Raw genomic sequence first — 17,778 nt, forward strand, 5'->3', positions numbered from 1 at the left:
CGCAGCGATTGCGCATCCGGACATGAAAGAGCCCCGCACTACGTTGACCTGCGGCGGATGGGCAGAGTGAGAGGCTCGATCGCCGTCCGCCACAGACGCCCCTTGGGGGACGCCTGGGGGAATCACGACCTCAGGCCGCCTCGTAGTGATGAGCCCGTCCGCCGCTCCATGCCGTGAGACCACGACCTCTTCGTCCCGAAGCAACTTGGGATGCTCGCTGCTCTTGGGCTGCTGTGCCTGTCACCTGCGCTGATGGTCCGCTGGCGTCCACCGTTGTTCGCGGCTGTGCGTCTGCGTTGTCACGCAGTTAGACACTCACTGAGGCCAGCAGCGCCGCTAGGGCGCCCTGCGCCCGGATCCCGGGGCGTCGATCTGCCAGGCGACCACTCCGTTCGCCCCTTTGGAACCGTCGACGTTGATGCGGACCAGCTTGTCCGCAGTGATCCGCTGCTGAACCACTGACCCGTCGCAGGGGACCGTGGTCTTCGTACCGGAGTTCGTCGGCACGAAGACCAAATCCCACAACCACCGCATGCGTTGAAGGCCAAGGCCACCCGAGCGATCCGGGATGCCCCCGAACACGCCGTCTGGATCTGGGGCATCACCGACAGCCCGCCCCTACCGGGAACTTGAAGCCGCCCTGGCTGCGGCCAGAGAGGCGGACATTTGCGGCGAGCCACTCGAATGCCTCGTTTCCGGCACGGAGGAAGATCGTTGTGAGGGCGTGACAGCAGATACGTCTTTTCCGTTCGCCGAGTCCAGCGCCCATCGAAGCTGTGCCTGCGCTACCAGTCCTACCGTGCCCCCAGTGCACCCCAGCGCTTCCACTTCAACGCGCACCCACCTGAACGCTCCCCAGAAGAGCAGCTTGCAACGAGAAACGGTGCATCAGGAACTGCCTTATCTGAAGGACTTTCTCGATACATTGGACCGACTGCAGGTCGACTTTCAGCAACGGCTCGGAGGTATCGAGCCGACTGTCCTACGTAGGCAGACAGAGCAGACTTCTTCCGTGCAAGAAGTTGAGGACTTCACGCAGCCCTGCGAAGGTGCCGGATGCGAGCACCAGCTGGGAGTGAAGGCTGTCTGGAACGTCCGTGATGAATCACTGTTTGTCTAGCGAGCTCGTGTTGAGACAGCAGCACCCTGCGTCGCCCACACCTTCCCCGGCTCCCATCCCGTCCGCCGTCGACCCACACACCCTGGACCACGGTTGTTCGGCTCTGTTGGGAGCACCCCACACACGCGCCTACGGTCCCGCAGTCGGCAGCGGCGCCCCTTCATCCCGGTGCCGGCCGATCCCCCGCCGGAGGCATGGTCTCTGACCGCGCGCCGTTCTATGCAGTTGATCAGTTCATGGCCTCCGGCCCTATCCACCAGTGGGCGCGTGTCGGCGCAGCGCGGGCGGAGCGGAGTGCAGCCGGGTGCCTTGAGTGAAGTAGAGAAAGTTCTGTCGCGTTGGTGTCAGACGCTTGCTGTCGTGCTCCGGCACATGGGGTCGGCGTCATCGAGGGCGTTCAGGAGACTCCTCAAGCGGGAACCGGAGCAGTAGTCGGCAGATAGACGCGCACGCAGACCGGGATGTTCCCTACGCGGCTTCACCGTTTGGCCCCCCGTTTGGCCCCCGAGCCAGGCCGACGACCGCCGAAGTGGAAGCAGGTGCCCGGCCTCGCTGCCGGGCGCCTGACCTGCGCGGTTCCGGTGCGTGCTCCGGTCGGGTGGCGTTGCGACAGCCCGGTGGCGCGGCGCGGGCTGGCTCATGCGAAATCGGATTCGCTTCCCGTGTTCGCCCCATCCAGCTAGTTGGATCGAGGCGCTCACGTGCGTAGTCCCCTCATGTCGGCGGCTGTTGCTGCCGCCGCGGTGGTCGCTCTGTCCCCCCCCTCAGCCAGGCATCGGCCGCAGCCCCGGCCGACATCGGCCATGTCGCCTGCTACGGCGGCGCCCTCAGCGTGCAGTTCAACCCCGGCATCACCTTCGCCAGGAAAATCGTGCAGCTGTCCGCCAACGGCAACATGGGTATCTGCACATCCACCTCCCACCCGAAGATCACCGGCGGCACGATCCAATTCCAAGCCAGCCTTCCCGCCCAGTGCCCCGGCCCCTACGGGCCCGGCTACGCCAAGGCGACGATCAACTGGAACGACGGAAGCAAGACGGTCATCGACCAGACGACGTTCCGTGGCGACGCGCAGTCCTTCTCCCTGGAGGGCGGCTCGATCGCCAACGGCAGCTTCGCGGGAGGCACCGCGCGTGCCAATGTCCGTACCACTTCCAATCTGACCGAGCTCGGCGCAGGATGCGTGCTGGGGGGCGTCACCAGCTACGACGCGACGATCGACCAGTTTGCCGTCGGCGACATCTAGGCAGCCGGTCAAAGTTCCCTACGTTGTTCTACGGGACCGGGCGAGCCCTTCGTATGGTTGGCCCACGCCAGGGGCGTCGGGTGTGGCTTTCAAAGTTCTGCCGCTTGTGGCTTCCACTGATTGGCCGCCCGACGCCCCACGACGACTCGGCTGCCAATTAGGTGCGAGCGCGGTGAACTGGTACGCCTTCGCCGTTCAGTTCTGCGACGCTCAGTGACGTCGGACCTCGGGGAGCAACCGCAAGAACGTGTCCAAAGCCCTGGCGGCAACGACTATCGCGCTGTTGCGTACGCCCGCGAGTACCTTCAAGGCGGTCGGTGTGCGCACTGCGCTGCGGGAGTTCGCGTTCAACACGAGGAGGCGCGAGGAGGCGCCGCCGGAAGGCGCAGTGATCCTCAAGTGGGTTGAGCGCAACGCGCTTTCGATGGCCGCATGGGAGGACCCTGCCAAGGTCGACGAGGTACTTCGCGCACTGTCCATCAGGCTCGATGGGACCCCGGCCGCGGCCAGCTCCGTCAAGCGCACGCGGCGCATCCTGAACGTGGCCATGGAGTACGCCGTTACGCACCGGGTTCTGCGCTCAAATCCGCTCCCAAAGGGGAGAGGAACTGCCCCCAAGACGTCGTCTGCGGTTGATAAGCGATCCCTACTCAACGCCGTGCAAGCGGCGCGCCTGCTGGGCTGGATCCGGCATCGTACTCGCGGCGGCGAGCGGTTGCACGCCTTCTTCGCCACGATGTACTACGCCGGGCCGCGCCCGGAGGAAGTCGTAGCGATGCGGGTGGTGGACGTTCATCTGCCTGATGAGGACGCCCGAGACCAGTGGAGCGAGCTCGTGTTCCACACCGCTCAACCAGAGGTTGGCAAGAACTGGACCGACACCGGAGCGATCCACGAAAAGCGAGGCTTGAAGGGGCGGGCCGCGGACGATACGCGGATTGTCCCGCGCACCCATCGCTCACCAGGATTCTTCGCGAGCACATCAAGGCTCAGAAGCTGAAGCCCGGAGATCTGCTGTTCCCGGGTGAGAAGGGCGAGATGCTCGCTGGCTCGGTCATCCGCCGCGCCTGGCGGTCCGCACGGGTCAAGGTCCTCACGCCCGAGGAGTTCGAATCGCCGCTCGGGAAGCGGGTGTACGACCTGCGGCACACCTGCCTCACGAACTGGCTTAACGACGGGGTGCCGGCCGCGCAGGTCGCGGAGTGGGCAGGTAACAGCGTGCCGGTGCTGCTTGCCATCTACACCTGGTGCGTGTCGGGTCAGCTCACGGACCTCAAGAAGCGGATCGAGGCGAGGGGAGAACTTCCAGAGATCCCCGTGTGAGGCTCGCTGAGCCCTCGGAGAACTTCCCCGCGTATTCACCGTGGCCACCCGCAGGAACCGGGTAACAGCCGGACAGTGTCGGACCGCTCCTGCCACCACTCGGGGGCGGTCCGGCTACTGCGATGCGGTGCCGACGCGTACTCTGACCTGCGAAAAGCCCCTCCCGAAGGAGAGGCGGAGAGAGGCGCCCCCGGCAGGACTCGAACCTGCGGCCAAGCGCTTAGAAGGCGCCTGCTCTATCCACTGAGCTACGGGGGCCGGTGTGTGGCCGGTGGCTCGGGACGGATGTGGGGGAGATCCGTGACCTTGCCGGGACCAAGGATAGGGCTCCCGGATCCCTGTCCTTGCTGCTTCGCCTCCGTGGCGCGATGTGGAGGTTCGGTGAAGCGGTCCTGATAATCGCAGGCAGGTACGAATCCTGCACCGCTTTTGGCGTCTCGCGCCCCGGGTGTTGTGCACTCGTTATGCCTGCGCCCCAGTCGTCCCTTCCGTCCCATGGACCGGATGGGCCGCATCGGCGCGCAGAGACGTCCATATGCTTCAGAAAGCCGCCAAAATTGGGCATTCTTCGCATGTGGTGACCTTGGACGTACGGCCTCAGTTGCTCGACGCACTCTCCGCGCTGCGCGACCGTGTCGCCGCCGCGCGCTTTCCCCTCCCTCTCCCGGGGGCGCCGCGTGCGCGTGCCAACCGGGTGGAACTCCTCGCGCAGCTCGACGACTATCTCGTGCCGAGGCTGCGAGACCCCGAAGCCCCCCTGCTCGCCGTCATCGGCGGGTCGACCGGCGCAGGGAAGTCGACCCTCGTCAATTCCCTGGTCGGACGGAAAGTCAGCGAGGCCGGGGTGCTGCGGCCCACGACCCGCACCCCCGTTCTCGTCTGCCACCCCGAGGACCACCGTTGGTTCTCCGGGGCCCGCGTCCTGCCCGACCTCACCCGCGTCTGGACGCCACGGCAGCCCGACGACACCGAACTCGGCGCCTCCGCACCCGCGGACGAAGGCGAACACGTCCTGCGTGTGGAGACCTCCGGCAACCTGCCCCGCGGGCTCGCCCTCCTCGACGCACCCGACGTCGACTCCCTCGTCGCCCGCAACCGCGTACTCGCCGCCCAGCTGATCAGTGCTGCCGACATCTGGATCATGGTCACGACCGCCTCCCGCTACGCCGACGCCGTGCCCTGGCGCCTGCTGCGCAGCGCCAAGGAGAACAACGCGACCCTCGTCACGGTCCTCGACCGCGTGCCCCACCAGATGGTCGCCGAGGTCTCCCGCCAGTACGGGGCTCTGCTCGCCAAGGCCGGACTCGGCGACGTACCGCGCTTCACCGTCCCCGAACTGCCCGAGTCCACCGGCGGCGGCGGCCTCCTGCCGACCACCGCCGTCGCCCCCCTGCGCGCCTGGCTCAGCCACCGCGTGCAGGACCCCACCGCCCGCTGCGCCGCCATCTCCCGCACCGCCAACGGAGTCATCGACTCCCTCAGGGTCCGCACCCCCGAACTCGCCGGCGCCGTCGCCTCCCAGTACGCCGCCGCCCTGCGGCTCACCGCCACGGTCGACGAGACGTACGAGAAGGAGTACGCGCGCCTGCGGACCCGGCTCCAGAGCGGTGGCGTGCTCGCCGGGGACGCCCTCAAGCGGTGGCGCAGCTACCCCCTCGACTGCGCGCCCGCCGAACTGCTCGACGCGCTCACCGAGAGCCTCGGCGCGCTGCTGCTGTGCGCCGTCACCGCCGCCGACGAACGCATCGACGAGGCCTGGCACCGCGATCCCGCGGGCGCGGCGGACGGCCTCGCCGACCGCGACCCCGACCTGGAGACCGCGGAACACCGCATCGGCATGGCGGTACGCCGCTGGCGCCGCATGCTCGAGGAGTACGCGGAGGAACAGGTGCGCACCCTGGACACCACCCCGCCGCCCGACACCGAACTTGTCGCCGCCCTCCTCGCCACCGTCCTCCTAGGCGGGAACCGCGCCCGCAGCGCCGGCGAGAACCTCGCCGACCGCATCGGCGCCCAAGGAGCCCTGTGCCTGCGCGACCGAGGCGGGCGGCTGCTCACCGACTACCTGGACAAGGTGCTCGCCGTGGAGCGCGCCCGCAGACTCGCGCCGCTCGACGCGCTCGACGTACACCCCGAGTCCCAGGCCGAACTGATCGCCGCGCTGTCCGTACTGCAGAAGGAGAGGTGACCGTGGTGACCGCCGTCACGGACCACACCGAGCATGCCGAGCACACCGACCGCGCCGACTACACCGACCGCCCCGACTACACCGACCGCGCCGAGCACACGGATCAGCCCGAGCACACCGATCAGGCCGAGCACGTCGCCGGCACGGAACCGGAAGGGCGCGTGGATCGGACCCCGGAGGGCGCTGACAGCTCCGGCGGCGCGGTCTGGGACGACGGGCTCATCGCCCGGCGCGCCGCGGACTCCGGCGTCTTCGACGTCGAGGCCGTCCCCGGTCCGTACTCCCACGCGGACGAGCCGCACGGCGCCGACGTGGAGCTCGTCGAGCGCCTCGACGCGCTGCGCGAACTCGTCGGTCTCTCCCGCGCCCGCGTCGACGGCGCGGCACTCGCCGAGGCGGGCCACGTGCTCGACCAGGCGGCCGCCCGGCGCCGGCTCTCCGACCGGCACACCGTCGTCGCCATCGCGGGCGCAACCGGAAGCGGCAAGTCGACCCTCTTCAACGCCCTCGCGGGCGTGCCCCTGTCCGAGACGGGACTGCGCAGGCCCACCACCTCCGCGCCCATCGCGTGCAGCTGGACGGACGGCGCGGCGGGGCTCCTCGACCGGCTCGGGATCCCCGGCCGGCTGCGCCGCCGCCCTCTCCAGGGCCAGGGCCCCCAGGACGTGGACGCGCCACTGAAGGGGCTCGTCCTGGTGGACCTGCCCGATCACGACTCGGCGGCCGTCGAGCACCGTGACCAGGTCGACCGGATCCTCGCGCTCGTCGACGCCGTCATCTGGGTCGTCGACCCGGAGAAATACGCCGACGCGATGCTTCACGAGCGCTATCTGCGTCCCCTGGCCGGCCACGCGGAGGTCAGCTTCGTCGTCCTCAACCAGGTGGACCGGCTGCCCGGCGAGGCCGCCGACCTCGTACTCGACGATCTTCGTCGCCTCCTCGACGAGGACGGGATCGCGCTCGGCGAGCACGGCGAACCGGGCGCGACCGTGCTGTCCCTGTCCGCCCTCACCGGCGACGGTGTCGATGAACTGCGCGATTCCCTCGACCAGTTCACGCGCGAGCAGGGTGCCGCCGCCCGCCGCATCGCGGCCGACATCGACGCGGCGGCGCTGCGGTTGCGGCCCGTCTACGCGACCGGACGCAAGAGCGGGCTCAGCGAGGACGCCCGCGAGGAGTTCACCGACCGGCTCGCCGACGCAGTGGGCGCCGAAGCGGCGGGACAGGCGGCCGAACGTGCCTGGCGCCGCAACGCCAACAAGGCGTGCGGCACCCCCTGGCTGCGGCTCTGGCACTGGTACGAGGGCCGGGGCACCCCGAGCACCACGCTGACGGTCAGGCCCGCGCCCTCCGACGACGAGGCGACGGCGCGCCAGCGCGTGGAGCACGCGGTGCGCATCGTGGGCGAGCGGGCGTCGGCGGGGCTGCCGGGGCCCTGGGGGCAGGCGGTGCGCGAGGCGGCGACACGGGGGGCCGAGGGGCTCCCGGAGGCGCTCGACGACCTGGCGGTCTCGGCGGGGGCGCCGCCCGGACGGCTGCCGAGGCCCGGCTGGTGGCCGGTCGCGGTCCTCGCCCAGATCTCCATGACGATCCTTCAGGTCGTCGGAGGGCTGTGGTTGTTGGGGCAGATCATCGGGGTTCTCGACCCGAATCTCGGGGTGCCGGTGCTGCTGATGCTGTGCGGCATCGTGGGCGGACCGTGTGTGGAGTGGTCGTGCCGGATGGCGGCGAAGGGGCCGGCGCGGCGTTACGGGCTCGACGCGGAACGGCGCCTGCGGGAGGCGGCGGCGGGTTGCGGCCGGGCCCGCGTCCTCGATCCGGTGGCCGCCGAGCTGCTGCGGTACCGGGAGGTCCGGGAGCAGTACGTGAAGGTGACGGGATGACCCGGTGACCCTCGCGGACGTGAGTCGCCACCTGGCTGGGTGACGCGGATTTCCACAACCGGCCGGTAGAACACAGGCGCCAGCGGGCTCGTCCCGGCACAGGCACTCTGAGATCGCGACCCGGAACCGACCGGGATCGCGGTACGGACGAGGCCGTGCGGGACGGGCCCGTACGCGTCCGTGCGCAGGGGAGGGGTGGACCGACATGAGCGAGACGACGGTGACGGTCGTGGGGAACGTCGCGACGACGCCGGTGTACCGGGAGCTGCCGAAGGGGCCGGTGTCGCGGTTCCGGCTCGCGGCGACCGCCCGGCGCTTCGACCGGGTGCGTAACGAGTGGGTGGACGGACACACGAACTTCTTCACGGTGTGGGCGTGGGGAGCGCTCGGCACGAATGTGCAGGGCTCGCTGTCCATCGGCGAACCGGTGCTCGTCCAGGGCAGGTTGAGGGTGCGGGACGAGGAGCGGGGCGGGCAGCACTGGACGTCGGCGGACATCCAGGCGTCCACCGTCGGGCACGACCTGTCGCGCGGGACGACCGCGTTCCGGCGCAACCGGGGCCGGCCCGGGCGCCAACCGGACGCCGACGAGCCGTCGTTCGAGATCGAACCGCAAGGGGAGAGCGCCTCGCAAGAAGAGCCCGTCGAGCCCAATGGGCATGGGGAACCCAAGGAACCCAAGCCACCCATGGAGCATGGGGAGTCCGGAGAGCAGAGCGAAGAGCGAGAACCGGCCGCTGTCGGCTGAAAGAGACCGCTGCGCCCTCACAACGCGGCGCGGCCAGAATGCGGCCCGAAGTGCGGCTTATCGGCGAATGAACACCGGTTCCATGCCGTTGATTTGTCGATAAGCCAGGGCCGTAATCATTAGCGGCGATAACGATTCCGAGTCGGATCGTCCTCGTACCGCTCTGACCTGGGGCCTGTGGTGCGCGGCTTCCTTAAGATTCCGGGCGTAGCCCACGGGGCCATTGATTCGGACGTCTGCTCAAGTGTCCGATTCACACGTCGTTCTGTCGGCGGGACGTCACCCCCCTCGTGTCAACGTCTCCCGCCTGAAGGGGAATTCTGTGTTCTCTGCGGTATCTGTGTTGTCGGCGGTCACCCCACGCGGGCGGGGCGCCGCCCGCCTCGCCGCGGCGGCCCTGGTCTCAGGACTCGTGGCCACCGCCGCGATATCCGGCGCCGGTGCGGCCTCTGCGGACGAGGCCCCCCAGCAGCAGGGCGGCGCGACCGCCACGATCGGCGGGCTCAAGACCTACGGTCAGGCCGTCATCCACGACAACGGCCAGGACCAGCCCGTCTCCGCCGGACTGTTCGAGATGTCCGTCGACAACGGCGGCACGCTGCAGACGTACTGCATCGACATCCACAACCCGACCCAGCGGGACGCCAAGTACCAGGAGACCCCCTGGAGCGGCACGTCGCTGAACGGGAACGCGGACGCGGGCAAGATCCGCTGGATCCTGCAGAACTCCTACCCCCAGGTCAACGACCTCGCCGAGCTGGCCCGCAAGGCCGGCGCCGGCAGCCTCACCGAGAAGGACGCCGCGGCCGGCACCCAGGTCGCCATCTGGCGCTACTCGGACGGCGCGGACGTGGACGCGGTCAGCCCCGCGGCGGAGAAGCTCGCCGACTATCTGCAGAAGAGCGCCCAGCCCCTCGCCGAGCCGAAGGCCTCGCTGAACCTGGAGCCCTCCGCCGTCTCCGGCCGCGCCGGTGACCGGCTCGGCCCGGTCACGGTCCGTACGAACGCCGCCGCCGTGAGCGTGACGCCGCCCGCCGACGCGGCCGCCAGCGGGGTCAAGATCGTCGACAAGGACGGCAAGCCCCTGACGTCCGCCGCCGACGGCGGGCAGCTGTTCTTCGACATCCCCGAGGGCGCCGCCGACGGCACGGCAGCGCTGACGGTGCAGGCCTCGACCACCGTGCCGGTCGGCCGGGCCTTCGCCTCCGAGACCCGCAGCCAGACGCAGATCCTCGCCGGCTCCAGCGAGTCCACGGTCTCCGCGACCGCCACGGCGAACTGGGCGAAGGAGGGCGCTGCCCCCGCCCTGTCGGCCCAGAAGAACTGCGCCAAGGGCGGCGTGGACATCACGGCGACCAACAAGGGCGACGAGCCGTTCACCTTCAAGCTGATGGGCCTTGAGCACACCATCGCGGCCGGTGCCTCGCAGACGGTGACGATCCCGCTGCAGGAGGACCAGGCGTACGACTTCACGATCAAGGGTCCGAACGGCTTCGAGAAGCGCTTCAAGGGCGTCCTCGACTGCAAGACCGAGAGCAGCACGGGCGGCAGTGAGCACCCGTCGTCGCAGCCCAGCCCGGCCTCCGTGGGCGGCACCGGCATCAAGTCCGGCGACCTCGCCGAGACCGGCAGCTCGAACGCCACCCCGCTGATCGCGGGCATCGCCATCGGCCTCCTGGTGATCGGCGGCGGAGCGGTCTTCCTGGTCCGCAAGAAGAAGGCCCCGACCCAGGACTGACCCCCACCACGCCTGACCACGGCCCCGGCCCGCCTCCTCGGCGGCCGGGGCCGTATGAGTTCCCGGGCGACGACAGCCGGTGACTGTTCAGCTACCGAGACGACCCAGGAACGGCCAGGTCATGGACCCGTGGCCGTACTCGTTTCCCCCATGGGGTAGCCGTCAGGCAAGATGGGGTGTTACTTGCCGCGAGAGGGCATGAAAAGGCCCCTCACCAGGCGGTTTCCCGTCGATGAGGGGCCGTGTCAGGCGGCTTGGGCCGTCTCTGGGCCGTCGTGGGCGTGACCGGCGGCCCGGTACATCGCACTGATGGCTTTGCGGGTCCGGGTCTCGCTGCTCGGCATCAGGTGCGTGTACACGCGGAGCGTGAAACCTGGATCGCCGTGACCGAGGTACAGGCTCAGCGCCTTGATGTTCTCCCCGGCGTCCAGGAGGACCGAGGCGTAGAAGTGCCGCAGGGCATGCATGCCGTGCTCGCGGGCCGCCGCGTACCGCTGCCCCTTCTCGGGAACCGGGATGATTCCGGCGGACGCCAGCGCGGGTTTCCACGATTGATCGTTGAACCCGTTGCTCCAAAGGGCAGCGCCGATACCGCTCGTGAAGACGAGCCGATGCGTAACCCTCGGCCCGGTCGGCGTCAGCCAGGGCAAGGTCACTTCAACCGGCGGGAATCGCTCCATGTGGTCGGCCAAGGCCGCCAACACCTCGGGGTCCAGCGGCACGTCACGGAGCTTGCCGCGCTTGGGCGGCGCGAAGACCAGCGATCCGCGGACCTTCTTGACCTGCTGCCGCACGTAGAGCCAGCCGAGATCACCGAGGTTGTCGACCGCCAGACCGAAGATCTCGCCTTGACGGAGTCCACAACCCGCGCCAACGTCCGCCACGGCCCGGTAGCGCTCAGGCAGTCCGGTCCGCACGGCAAAAACCTGCGAAGCCGACCATGGACGGACGCGTGTCGGCGCGGGACGCGGCGCCTTGACCGATCGAGCCCGACAGGGATTTGAGGCGAGCAGACGGTCATCTACGGCCGCCGTGAGCACGGAGGAGACCGCATCGAAGATCAGACGCCGGTACGAGGCTGACGCCACGGCATCTTCGAGCTGACGATTCCAGTCTCGGATGTGCTCCGGCTGGAACGAACCGATCGGGCGCGTTCCCAGGTAGGGCAGGGCATGAAGCCGTAGGCGGCCCTCGACTGCGGCCCGGCTCGTCAGGTCGGTGGTCAGTGCCGCGATCCATCGTTCGGTGTACTCGCGGAAGGTCGTCCGACCGGCACGCGGGTCGATGTACTGGCCGCGAGCCATGTCAGCCTCAATGTTTGTCAGCCAGGCGTCGGCCAAGCGCTTTTGCTTGTCCGGGAAGCTCTTCGACTTCTCGGTGCCGTCCGGGCCGACGTAGCGGGCGCGGTAGCGGAGACCCATGCCGTACCGGTCGCTCTTCACCTTGCGGGTCTTGCCGTCCGCTCCGGTCTCGACCTTGTACCAGCGGTCTTGGATGTGTCCGGCCATCAGGCGGCAGCCCCTTCCTGCAGGGATTCGACCCAGGTTCGGACGTCATCCGGGTCGTAGCGCAGGTGCCGGCCGACTCGGAAGCCACGGGGACCGACGCGCTTGCGACGCCACTGGTAGACCGTTTCGACGCTGGGCAGGTCGAACATCTCCACCAGGTCGTCAGGCGTCAGGTAGCGGACGGGGAGCCGTGTTGCCATGGTCACCACTCCCTCTCGCCGGGGGCTGCTCGAAGTTCTTCCCGGGCGGTTTCGCGGTTGTGCTGTAGGTCGCGGGCGATGGTGGCGGCGAGGGCGGATTCGCCGGGGGTGTGGCCGTGGCCGGCGTACTGCCAGTCGGCCAGGACGAGGACGGTATCCGGCTCGAAGTCGGGCGTGCCGAGGGCTTCGCGTTCTTGGGCGGCGCGGAAGTCGGCGCGGGCCTGGCGGAGTTCGCCGAGGGTGGTCGAGTAGCGGCGGGACTTCGAGGAGAAGTGGCCCCGGAAGCCGAGCATGTGAGCCCAGGCCCAGAGGCGCCGGTCCGGGTAGAGCGGGTCGAGTGTCTTGCAGGCTTCGATCAGGCGGCGGGTGTGGTCGGGGATCTGGTGGCGGTCGAGTTCGGCGAGTTCGCCGATGCGGCGGTCGAGGGTGCCGGTGTTCTCGGCGGCCTTGGTGGCGTACTTGGCGACGTAGGAGGCGACGGCCTGTTCGGTGATGTCGGAGCCGTCGCCGAAGGCTTTGACGGGGCGTACGTCGAGTTGGGTGCCCCAGCGGAAGGTGCGGGCCGGTTGGTCGTCGGCGGCCGGGACGGACACGGACGTGTAGCTGTGGGCTGCGGCTGCGTGGATCGCGTCGGTGAGGAGCGTGACCGTGGCCCAGGACGGCGGCGGCGTCTCGGGTCCTTCCGGGCCGTCGATGCGGATCACGGCATGGAAGTGCAGGGCACCGCGCTTTTGGAACTCGGCGACCTTGCCGTACGAGAGCCGGGCCGACTCCTTCAGCTCTCGTTGGGAAAGGCCGGCGCGGGCGGCGATCTCGCGGCGGAGGCGGGTCGTGAAGCGCATCCACAGGTCGCCTGCGTGGTTGTTGAAGAGGACGGCGGCGGCGTAGTCGTACGTCGTCGGGTCGAGGGCCGTGCCCAGGGTCGGGTCGTCCGAGACGTGGTGAGTCCCGCAGCGGCAGACGCCTCGGTCGGGGCGGTTGTGGACCGGGCCGAAGGACGGGGCGGTGAGGGTCGCGAAGATGCGGGGGTGGTCGCGGACCGTGGAGGGGACGTCGCGGTTGTCGTCTCCGGCGAGGCCCGCTCGGATGAGGTGGTAGGTGTCGCCCGCGTAGGTCCAGGCGCAGGAGGGGCAGCGGGAGGCGCGGCGGTTGCCGCAGGCGAGGCGGAGGCGGCCGCCGGGTTCGGTTTCGGTGGAGTAGTGGTGCAGAGTCTCGCCGGTGGTCTTGTCCTTGGTGAGGGTCCAGCCGGTGAGATGGATGGGGTCGGAGCAGCCACCGGTGCGGCGGATCTGGTCCTGCCAGCGGTCGAAGTCGGAGGCCGAAGCCACCCTCAGCAGGTCGCCGAGGGTGATCGGGTCGAGCAGGGCGTCGGGCACGGGAGCCCTCTCGTGCCCGTGCGGGGAGCGGGTCCGGTGGGCCATGCTGGTGGTTCCTTCCGGTTCTTGGATCGGTGGGGGCACGACTCCCGGGCGGTGGATGCTTGGCGGTATCAGGCCGCCCGGGGGCCGGTTAGCGGCGCTTGGTGTCGCTGTTCATGAGCGAGCGGATGACGAGCGCGGTGATGGCGGTTGATCCGGCGGTGATGGCGACCGCGAGGAGCAGCGAGACCAGGACGGCGCCCAGGACCAGGACGACGGTCGTGCCGCCGACGACGAGCGTGATCAGTCCGCCGGACGTGAGCTGAATCGTGGGGCGGTTCGAGGTCGGCGCGGCGGTCGGCGCGGCCACCGGGGCGGATGGCGTGATGGCAGTCGGCTCGACGACGGCGGGCGGGGTGATCTGGCCGGTCGGGACGGGCATGGTCGGGACCTTGGGGCGCAGCATCGGGGCGTTCTCCTTTCGGCGGGCGGTTACTTGACGGCGGTGTCGATGGCCGGGGCGAGGAGGTAGCCGCCGAGGAGCAGGAGGGCGACGAGCCACCAGGGCGGGCGGATGAGCTTGATGCCGACCACGCCGACGCAGGCGACGAAGAACCAGAGCGGGACGTCCATGGCTATCTCCTCAGCGGACCTTGCAGCGGTGGGTGCGGGCGGCGAGCTGGGCGGCGGACTGGCTGGAGTAGTCCGAGGACCAGCCACAGCGGTCGGCCGTGCACACGGCGGCGTGCTTGGTGCGGCCGTGACGGTCGCGGTGGGTGCCGATCTGGACCGGGCCGATCTGCAGCACCGAGTGGAAGTGGTCGTGAGCGCGCACGGTGGTTCTCCTTTCAGGTCAGGTGAGTTGAGCGGCGATGGCGTCGGCCAGCTGGGGCGGGACGCCGAGGCGGGCGCGCAGGGTGTCGGTGTCGATCGCGGTACCGGTACGGGTCTGGTGGTCATCGGCGACCTTGCGGGCATGGGCGACGAGGGCGGCCGGGACGGCGGGGGCGGGATCCGCGAGTTCGGCGGCGGCCGGGAGAGCTGGGGCTTCCTCGCGGGCCGGGGGCTCGACGGCCTCGGGGGTCGGAGGTGTCGGCTCCTGGATCTCGGGTTCGGGTTCCGGGGCGGCCGTGGGTGCCGGCGGGACCGGCGCGGTCGGTATCGGTGTGGTGGTGTGGGCGAGGAGCGTGCCGCCGAGGAAGGCGATCGCGGGCCATCCGGCGACGCCGATCCGGAGCCAGGCGGGCGGGTGCTCGACGTCGAGCAGTCCGGCGGTGGCGACGTTGGCGCCGAGTGAGGCGAACAGCGCGACGGCGAACCAGCACCAGGCGAGCCGGGATCGGCGGTCGGCGCGGAGTCGGCGCCAGGCGGCGACCAGGAGCAGATCGACGCTGACCGGGTAGGCCCATGCCTTCCAGCCGTCTTGTCCGGCAGCGGCGGCCAGGTCGTGGAGGTGGGCGAAGGAGAGGGCTCCGGCGATGACGGCCTGGACGAGGACGGCGTCCGGGCGGAGCGCGGTTCGGGCCGTCAGGGGTCAGTCCTCCGTGGGGTCGTTGCCGTCGCGGTGCGGCATGGGCGGCAGGACTCCGATCGGGAGGGACAGGGCGAGCGCGGGGGCGAGGACTTCGACGAACGCGGAGTCGGTCTCGTAGCGCCGCTCGTAGAGGTCCAGTGCGCCGAGGAGGGCGGCGGTGCGGGCGAAGTCCTCGTTGGCGTCCATGGGTTGGCCTCCTGTTTTTGGCATGGGCGGGGTAGGGACGTGGCGCGGGGCGGTCGCGCCGACCGTGGAGCGGGGAGAGGTCAGGCCGTGACCGGGGTGGCCTTGGTGAGCGGCACGGTGGTCGGGGAGGACGCGGCGACGGCGGGCCGGAAGGCGGCGAGCGCTGGAAGGTCCGGGGCGCGGTCGGCGTGGGCGTTGCAGAGGTTCACGGCGTCGCGCAGCGAGGTGTGCGGGGCGCGGATGCGGGCCCAGCCGCCGGTCGAGTCACCGGCGACGGCGATGCCGGGGGTGTCGGGCGAGATCTGGATGGCGGCGATCACGGCGTCCGGGGAGATGTCGCCGAAGGCCATGTTGGCGCTGGTCTCGTCGTTGACGCGGTGCGCGGTACGGCCGGTGAGCTGGGCACGGAGCATCGTGATGCCCTTGCCGAGTTCGGAGCCGAAGCGCTGGCCGCAGATCTCCAGATAGATGCCGGCCGCGCGGCCGAGCTGGGCGAGGCGGACCAGGGCGGTGATGATGCGGTCGCGGCGCTTCTCCTCGTCCTTGCTGGCGAAGAGGGCGAGTTCGGCGACCTCGTCGACCAGGACGACGACCGGGGTTGGGCGCAGGTCGGCGGGCAGGTCCCAGATGTCGGCGGCGATCTCCGCGTCCGGGACGGCGACGCTGACGCGCTGTTCGGCGCGTATGAGCTGGTAGACGTCGGCCATGTGGACGACGAGGGCTTCGAGGAGGTCGAGCGCGGTGTCAGGGTTGTCGGCCAGGGCCGAGAAACGGCGGGCGAGCGGGAAGAGTTCGACGCCCTGTTTGCAGTCGATGCCGACCAGAGCGACGTCGAGCGGGGCCAGGCCGCAGACGAGATTGCGCTGGTAGACGGACTTGCCGGACTCAGTGGCGCCGTGGGTCAGGCCATGCGGAACGGCGCGGTAGTCGCGGTAGTGGATCGCTCCGTCCTCGCGCAGGGCGACCGGAACGCGGAGCGGTGACGTGCTCGCGGAGGCCTTGGGGGCAGGCATCTGGACCCGCTGGAGGACGTCATAGCCGGTCATCCTCAACTCGACCACGCCGGATCGGAGTTCGCGAGAACTGACGCCGTACATCGCAAAGGAGTGGCGCAGACGGTCGGTGGCGGCGGAGAAGTCGAAGGCGTCCTGTCCGGGGCGGAGCTTGAGCCGTAAGACGAGGCCGGTCCGGGTGGGACGCAGGCGCTGGATGCGCGGCGAACGCGACTCCGGTACGGGCCGGTTGGCCATTCGGGCGAATGCGAGGCGCTAGCGCGAGGGCGGGACCGTGAGGCCGCAGGCCTCCATCACGGAGGTGTAGCGGACCAGGAGCCGCACCGAGGCGAGTACGGCGCCGAAGCAGAGCCAGTACCAGGCGGGGCGCCGCCACCGCAGAAGACCTGCGGCGACGGTCACCACCACGAGCATGATGACGATGAACTCGCCCATGTTCAGGCCGCCTTGGCCTTAGCCGCACCGGCGACCAGCGACCAGCGAGGTGACGGCGACGGCACGGAAGGCGATGCCGTGCCGCTTCTGGCCGTTGAACTCGTTCTCCCACGGGCGAGCGATCAGGCCGGTGAGCGCGACCGGGGTACCCATGGTCAGCTCGTCGGAGACGCCGGTCTCGGGGACGGTGACGGACAGGATCTCCACCTCGTCGTTGGCCGCGAACATCACGTCCACGGTCATCAACTTGCCGCCGGTCTCGGCATCCAGGGCGATCTCACCGGTCCGGCGGTCCTTGATCTTGGTCTGCGGGGTCTTGGCGACCATCACGGTGGCGGAGGAGGTGTCGACGGGAATCTGACGCACAGAGGATCACTCCTATGTAGAGGTTGAACTCCGTCACTCATATACATGAGTGACATGAAGAAGAGTGCATCACTCCTATACATGAGTCAACCCGCCGCGACGGATAAGTCACGGCGGGCTGCAAGGAGTTGAGCGCGCGTCAGTCGGCGGCGGGGATCCGGTACTCGAAAACGAACTGGTCAGCGGCCATGAGGGTGTCGCACACCTCGACCACGCGACCTTCGGTCGTACGGGCCTCACGGATCAGATGGACCACTGGCGCACCGGGGCTCAGCGCCAGTTCGGACGCCTCTGCCTTGGAGGCCGGCCGCGCTTGCAGCGTCTCGACGAACTCGGCGAACTCGTGTCCATGGTCTTCAAGTCGGGCGTAGATGCCACCGCCGCCGGGGTTCTCGGCGAACAGCTCGGGGATGTCCTTCACCACGTCCCACGGAAGGTAGGAGGAAGCGGTCTCGACCGGAGTGCCGTTGCGGAAGTAGAGGCGGCGACGCGCGAGGACCTGAGTGCCGGCCGAAACCCCGAGCCGCTCGGCCGCATCCTCCGGGGCCTCCATCGGCCCGATGTAGAGAACACTGACCTTGGCAGTGGCGCCGGACTGGGCGGACTCGGCGAGGTAGGCAGCCTTGCCGCTCTGGCGGTGCGAGCGGCGGAAGCGATCCGAGGAGCGATGCCGCACCGGTGGCCGGTCCTTCACCATCGAGCCCTTGCCGTGCCGGGTCTCCACGAGCCCACTGGCCCGCACCTCGACCATGGCCTTACGAATCGTGCCGCCTGAGACCTCGTAGCGGTCGACCAGCTCCGACTCACTCGGCACCATGTCTCCGGGCTTGAGGACTCCGCCCCTGATCTGCTGAACGATGTCTTCAGCGATCTGCACGTACCGAGGTACGGCCCTCCCCTCTCCTGCTGCAGTTCCCATAGTCCTTCTCTTC

The 17,778-nt window shown here is 69.5% G+C and carries 19 protein-coding genes, 1 tRNA gene and 1 pseudogene; 8 read left to right on the forward strand and 13 right to left on the reverse strand.

Features of this window, described 5'->3' with window-relative positions:
* Positions 1–336: 336 nt before the first annotated feature.
* Positions 337–507 (reverse strand): hypothetical protein, encoded by a 171-nt coding sequence (locus ACIPWY_RS11720; RefSeq protein ID WP_393701825.1) that lies wholly within the window; start codon positions 505–507, stop codon positions 337–339.
* Positions 508–808: 301 nt separating this feature from the next.
* On the opposite strand from ACIPWY_RS11720, the gene ACIPWY_RS11725 reads away from it, so the two are divergent.
* From ACIPWY_RS11725 to ACIPWY_RS11740, 4 genes are all read left to right on the forward strand, one after another.
* On the forward strand, positions 809–1,120 hold the full coding sequence (locus tag ACIPWY_RS11725) for a hypothetical protein (RefSeq protein WP_393701827.1): 312 nt from the start codon (positions 809–811) through the stop codon (positions 1,118–1,120).
* A gap of 832 nt (positions 1,121–1,952) precedes the next feature.
* Complete coding sequence (locus ACIPWY_RS11730; protein ID WP_401532940.1) at positions 1,953–2,366, forward strand: hypothetical protein; 414 nt, start codon at positions 1,953–1,955, stop codon at positions 2,364–2,366.
* Between the two features lie 247 nt (positions 2,367–2,613).
* On the forward strand, positions 2,614–3,366 hold the full coding sequence (locus ACIPWY_RS11735) for a hypothetical protein (RefSeq protein WP_393701831.1): 753 nt from the start codon (positions 2,614–2,616) through the stop codon (positions 3,364–3,366).
* A 38-nt stretch (positions 3,367–3,404) separates the two neighbouring features.
* On the forward strand, positions 3,405–3,689 hold the full coding sequence (locus ACIPWY_RS11740) for a hypothetical protein (RefSeq protein WP_401532942.1): 285 nt from the start codon (positions 3,405–3,407) through the stop codon (positions 3,687–3,689).
* A gap of 185 nt (positions 3,690–3,874) precedes the next feature.
* Here ACIPWY_RS11740 and ACIPWY_RS11745 read toward each other — a convergent pair.
* A tRNA-Arg gene (locus tag ACIPWY_RS11745) sits at positions 3,875–3,947 on the reverse strand.
* 277 nt (positions 3,948–4,224) lie between these two features.
* Here ACIPWY_RS11745 and ACIPWY_RS11750 point away from each other — a divergent pair.
* The 4 genes from ACIPWY_RS11750 to ACIPWY_RS11765 all read left to right on the forward strand — a co-directional run bounded on the left by ACIPWY_RS11750 (position 4,225) and on the right by ACIPWY_RS11765 (position 10,246).
* A complete protein-coding gene (locus tag ACIPWY_RS11750) occupies positions 4,225–5,877 on the forward strand; it encodes a dynamin family protein (RefSeq protein WP_362902382.1) in 1,653 nt (550 codons plus the stop codon).
* A 5-nt stretch (positions 5,878–5,882) separates the two neighbouring features.
* A complete protein-coding gene (locus ACIPWY_RS11755) occupies positions 5,883–7,760 on the forward strand; it encodes a GTPase (protein ID WP_393702033.1) in 1,878 nt (625 codons plus the stop codon).
* A gap of 205 nt (positions 7,761–7,965) precedes the next feature.
* A complete protein-coding gene (locus ACIPWY_RS11760; protein ID WP_362902384.1) occupies positions 7,966–8,508 on the forward strand; it encodes a single-stranded DNA-binding protein in 543 nt (180 codons plus the stop codon).
* Between the two features lie 322 nt (positions 8,509–8,830).
* Positions 8,831–10,246: a Cys-Gln thioester bond-forming surface protein gene (locus ACIPWY_RS11765; protein ID WP_362902386.1), complete on the forward strand. Its 1,416-nt coding sequence runs from the start codon at positions 8,831–8,833 to the stop codon at positions 10,244–10,246.
* A gap of 245 nt (positions 10,247–10,491) precedes the next feature.
* Here the strand turns inward: ACIPWY_RS11765 and ACIPWY_RS11770 are convergent, their stop codons facing one another.
* The 11 genes and pseudogenes from ACIPWY_RS11770 to ACIPWY_RS11820 form a co-directional block, all read right to left on the reverse strand.
* Positions 10,492–11,754 (reverse strand): tyrosine-type recombinase/integrase, encoded by a 1,263-nt coding sequence (locus tag ACIPWY_RS11770; RefSeq protein ID WP_393701836.1) that lies wholly within the window; start codon positions 11,752–11,754, stop codon positions 10,492–10,494.
* Positions 11,754–11,954: a helix-turn-helix domain-containing protein gene (locus tag ACIPWY_RS11775; protein WP_393701838.1), complete on the reverse strand. Its 201-nt coding sequence runs from the start codon at positions 11,952–11,954 to the stop codon at positions 11,754–11,756. Before ACIPWY_RS11775 ends, ACIPWY_RS11770 begins: the two co-directional genes overlap by 1 nt.
* Positions 11,955–11,956: 2 nt before the next feature.
* Entirely contained in the window at positions 11,957–13,330 is a 1,374-nt protein-coding gene (repSA, locus tag ACIPWY_RS11780; protein WP_401533086.1) for a replication initiator protein RepSA, read from the reverse strand.
* 133 nt (positions 13,331–13,463) lie between these two features.
* Positions 13,464–13,778 (reverse strand): SpdD-like protein, encoded by a 315-nt coding sequence (locus tag ACIPWY_RS11785; protein WP_393701840.1) that lies wholly within the window; start codon positions 13,776–13,778, stop codon positions 13,464–13,466.
* A gap of 26 nt (positions 13,779–13,804) precedes the next feature.
* Positions 13,805–13,945, reverse strand: a complete 141-nt coding sequence (locus tag ACIPWY_RS11790) for a hypothetical protein (protein ID WP_393701842.1) — start codon at positions 13,943–13,945, stop codon at positions 13,805–13,807.
* A 10-nt stretch (positions 13,946–13,955) separates the two neighbouring features.
* Entirely contained in the window at positions 13,956–14,147 is a 192-nt protein-coding gene (locus tag ACIPWY_RS11795) for a mobile element transfer protein (RefSeq protein ID WP_393701844.1), read from the reverse strand.
* 18 nt (positions 14,148–14,165) lie between these two features.
* On the reverse strand, positions 14,166–14,843 hold the full coding sequence (locus ACIPWY_RS11800) for a DUF2637 domain-containing protein (RefSeq protein WP_393702037.1): 678 nt from the start codon (positions 14,841–14,843) through the stop codon (positions 14,166–14,168).
* A 3-nt stretch (positions 14,844–14,846) separates the two neighbouring features.
* A complete protein-coding gene (locus ACIPWY_RS11805; protein WP_266670130.1) occupies positions 14,847–15,032 on the reverse strand; it encodes a hypothetical protein in 186 nt (61 codons plus the stop codon).
* Positions 15,033–15,112: 80 nt separating this feature from the next.
* Positions 15,113–16,480: pseudogene (locus ACIPWY_RS11810) on the reverse strand (FtsK/SpoIIIE domain-containing protein).
* A gap of 18 nt (positions 16,481–16,498) precedes the next feature.
* Positions 16,499–16,846: a hypothetical protein gene (locus ACIPWY_RS11815; RefSeq protein WP_393701846.1), complete on the reverse strand. Its 348-nt coding sequence runs from the start codon at positions 16,844–16,846 to the stop codon at positions 16,499–16,501.
* Between the two features lie 139 nt (positions 16,847–16,985).
* Entirely contained in the window at positions 16,986–17,765 is a 780-nt protein-coding gene (locus ACIPWY_RS11820) for a GntR family transcriptional regulator (RefSeq protein WP_393701848.1), read from the reverse strand.
* Positions 17,766–17,778 lie beyond the last annotated feature (13 nt).

It is taken from the genome of Streptomyces sp. NPDC090032 (assembly GCF_044748025.1).
Taxonomy (GTDB): domain Bacteria; phylum Actinomycetota; class Actinomycetes; order Streptomycetales; family Streptomycetaceae; genus Streptomyces.

What these genes read in the sequence shown, in the direction of transcription:
- ACIPWY_RS11740 (WP_401532942.1), top strand. Translation starts at nt 3,405, where the DNA reads ATGCTCGCTGGCTCGGTCATCCGCCGCGCCTGGCGGTCCGCACGGGTC.
- ACIPWY_RS11750 (WP_362902382.1), top strand. Translation starts at nt 4,225, where the DNA reads ATGCTTCAGAAAGCCGCCAAAATTGGGCATTCTTCGCATGTGGTGACC.
- ACIPWY_RS11760 (WP_362902384.1), top strand. Translation starts at nt 7,966, where the DNA reads ATGAGCGAGACGACGGTGACGGTCGTGGGGAACGTCGCGACGACGCCG.
- ACIPWY_RS11770 (WP_393701836.1), bottom strand. Translation starts at nt 11,754, where the DNA reads ATGGCCGGACACATCCAAGACCGCTGGTACAAGGTCGAGACCGGAGCG.
- ACIPWY_RS11775 (WP_393701838.1), bottom strand. Translation starts at nt 11,954, where the DNA reads ATGGCAACACGGCTCCCCGTCCGCTACCTGACGCCTGACGACCTGGTG.
- ACIPWY_RS11785 (WP_393701840.1), bottom strand. Translation starts at nt 13,778, where the DNA reads ATGCTGCGCCCCAAGGTCCCGACCATGCCCGTCCCGACCGGCCAGATC.
- ACIPWY_RS11790 (WP_393701842.1), bottom strand. Translation starts at nt 13,945, where the DNA reads ATGGACGTCCCGCTCTGGTTCTTCGTCGCCTGCGTCGGCGTGGTCGGC.
- ACIPWY_RS11805 (WP_266670130.1), bottom strand. Translation starts at nt 15,032, where the DNA reads ATGGACGCCAACGAGGACTTCGCCCGCACCGCCGCCCTCCTCGGCGCA.
- ACIPWY_RS11820 (WP_393701848.1), bottom strand. Translation starts at nt 17,765, where the DNA reads ATGGGAACTGCAGCAGGAGAGGGGAGGGCCGTACCTCGGTACGTGCAG.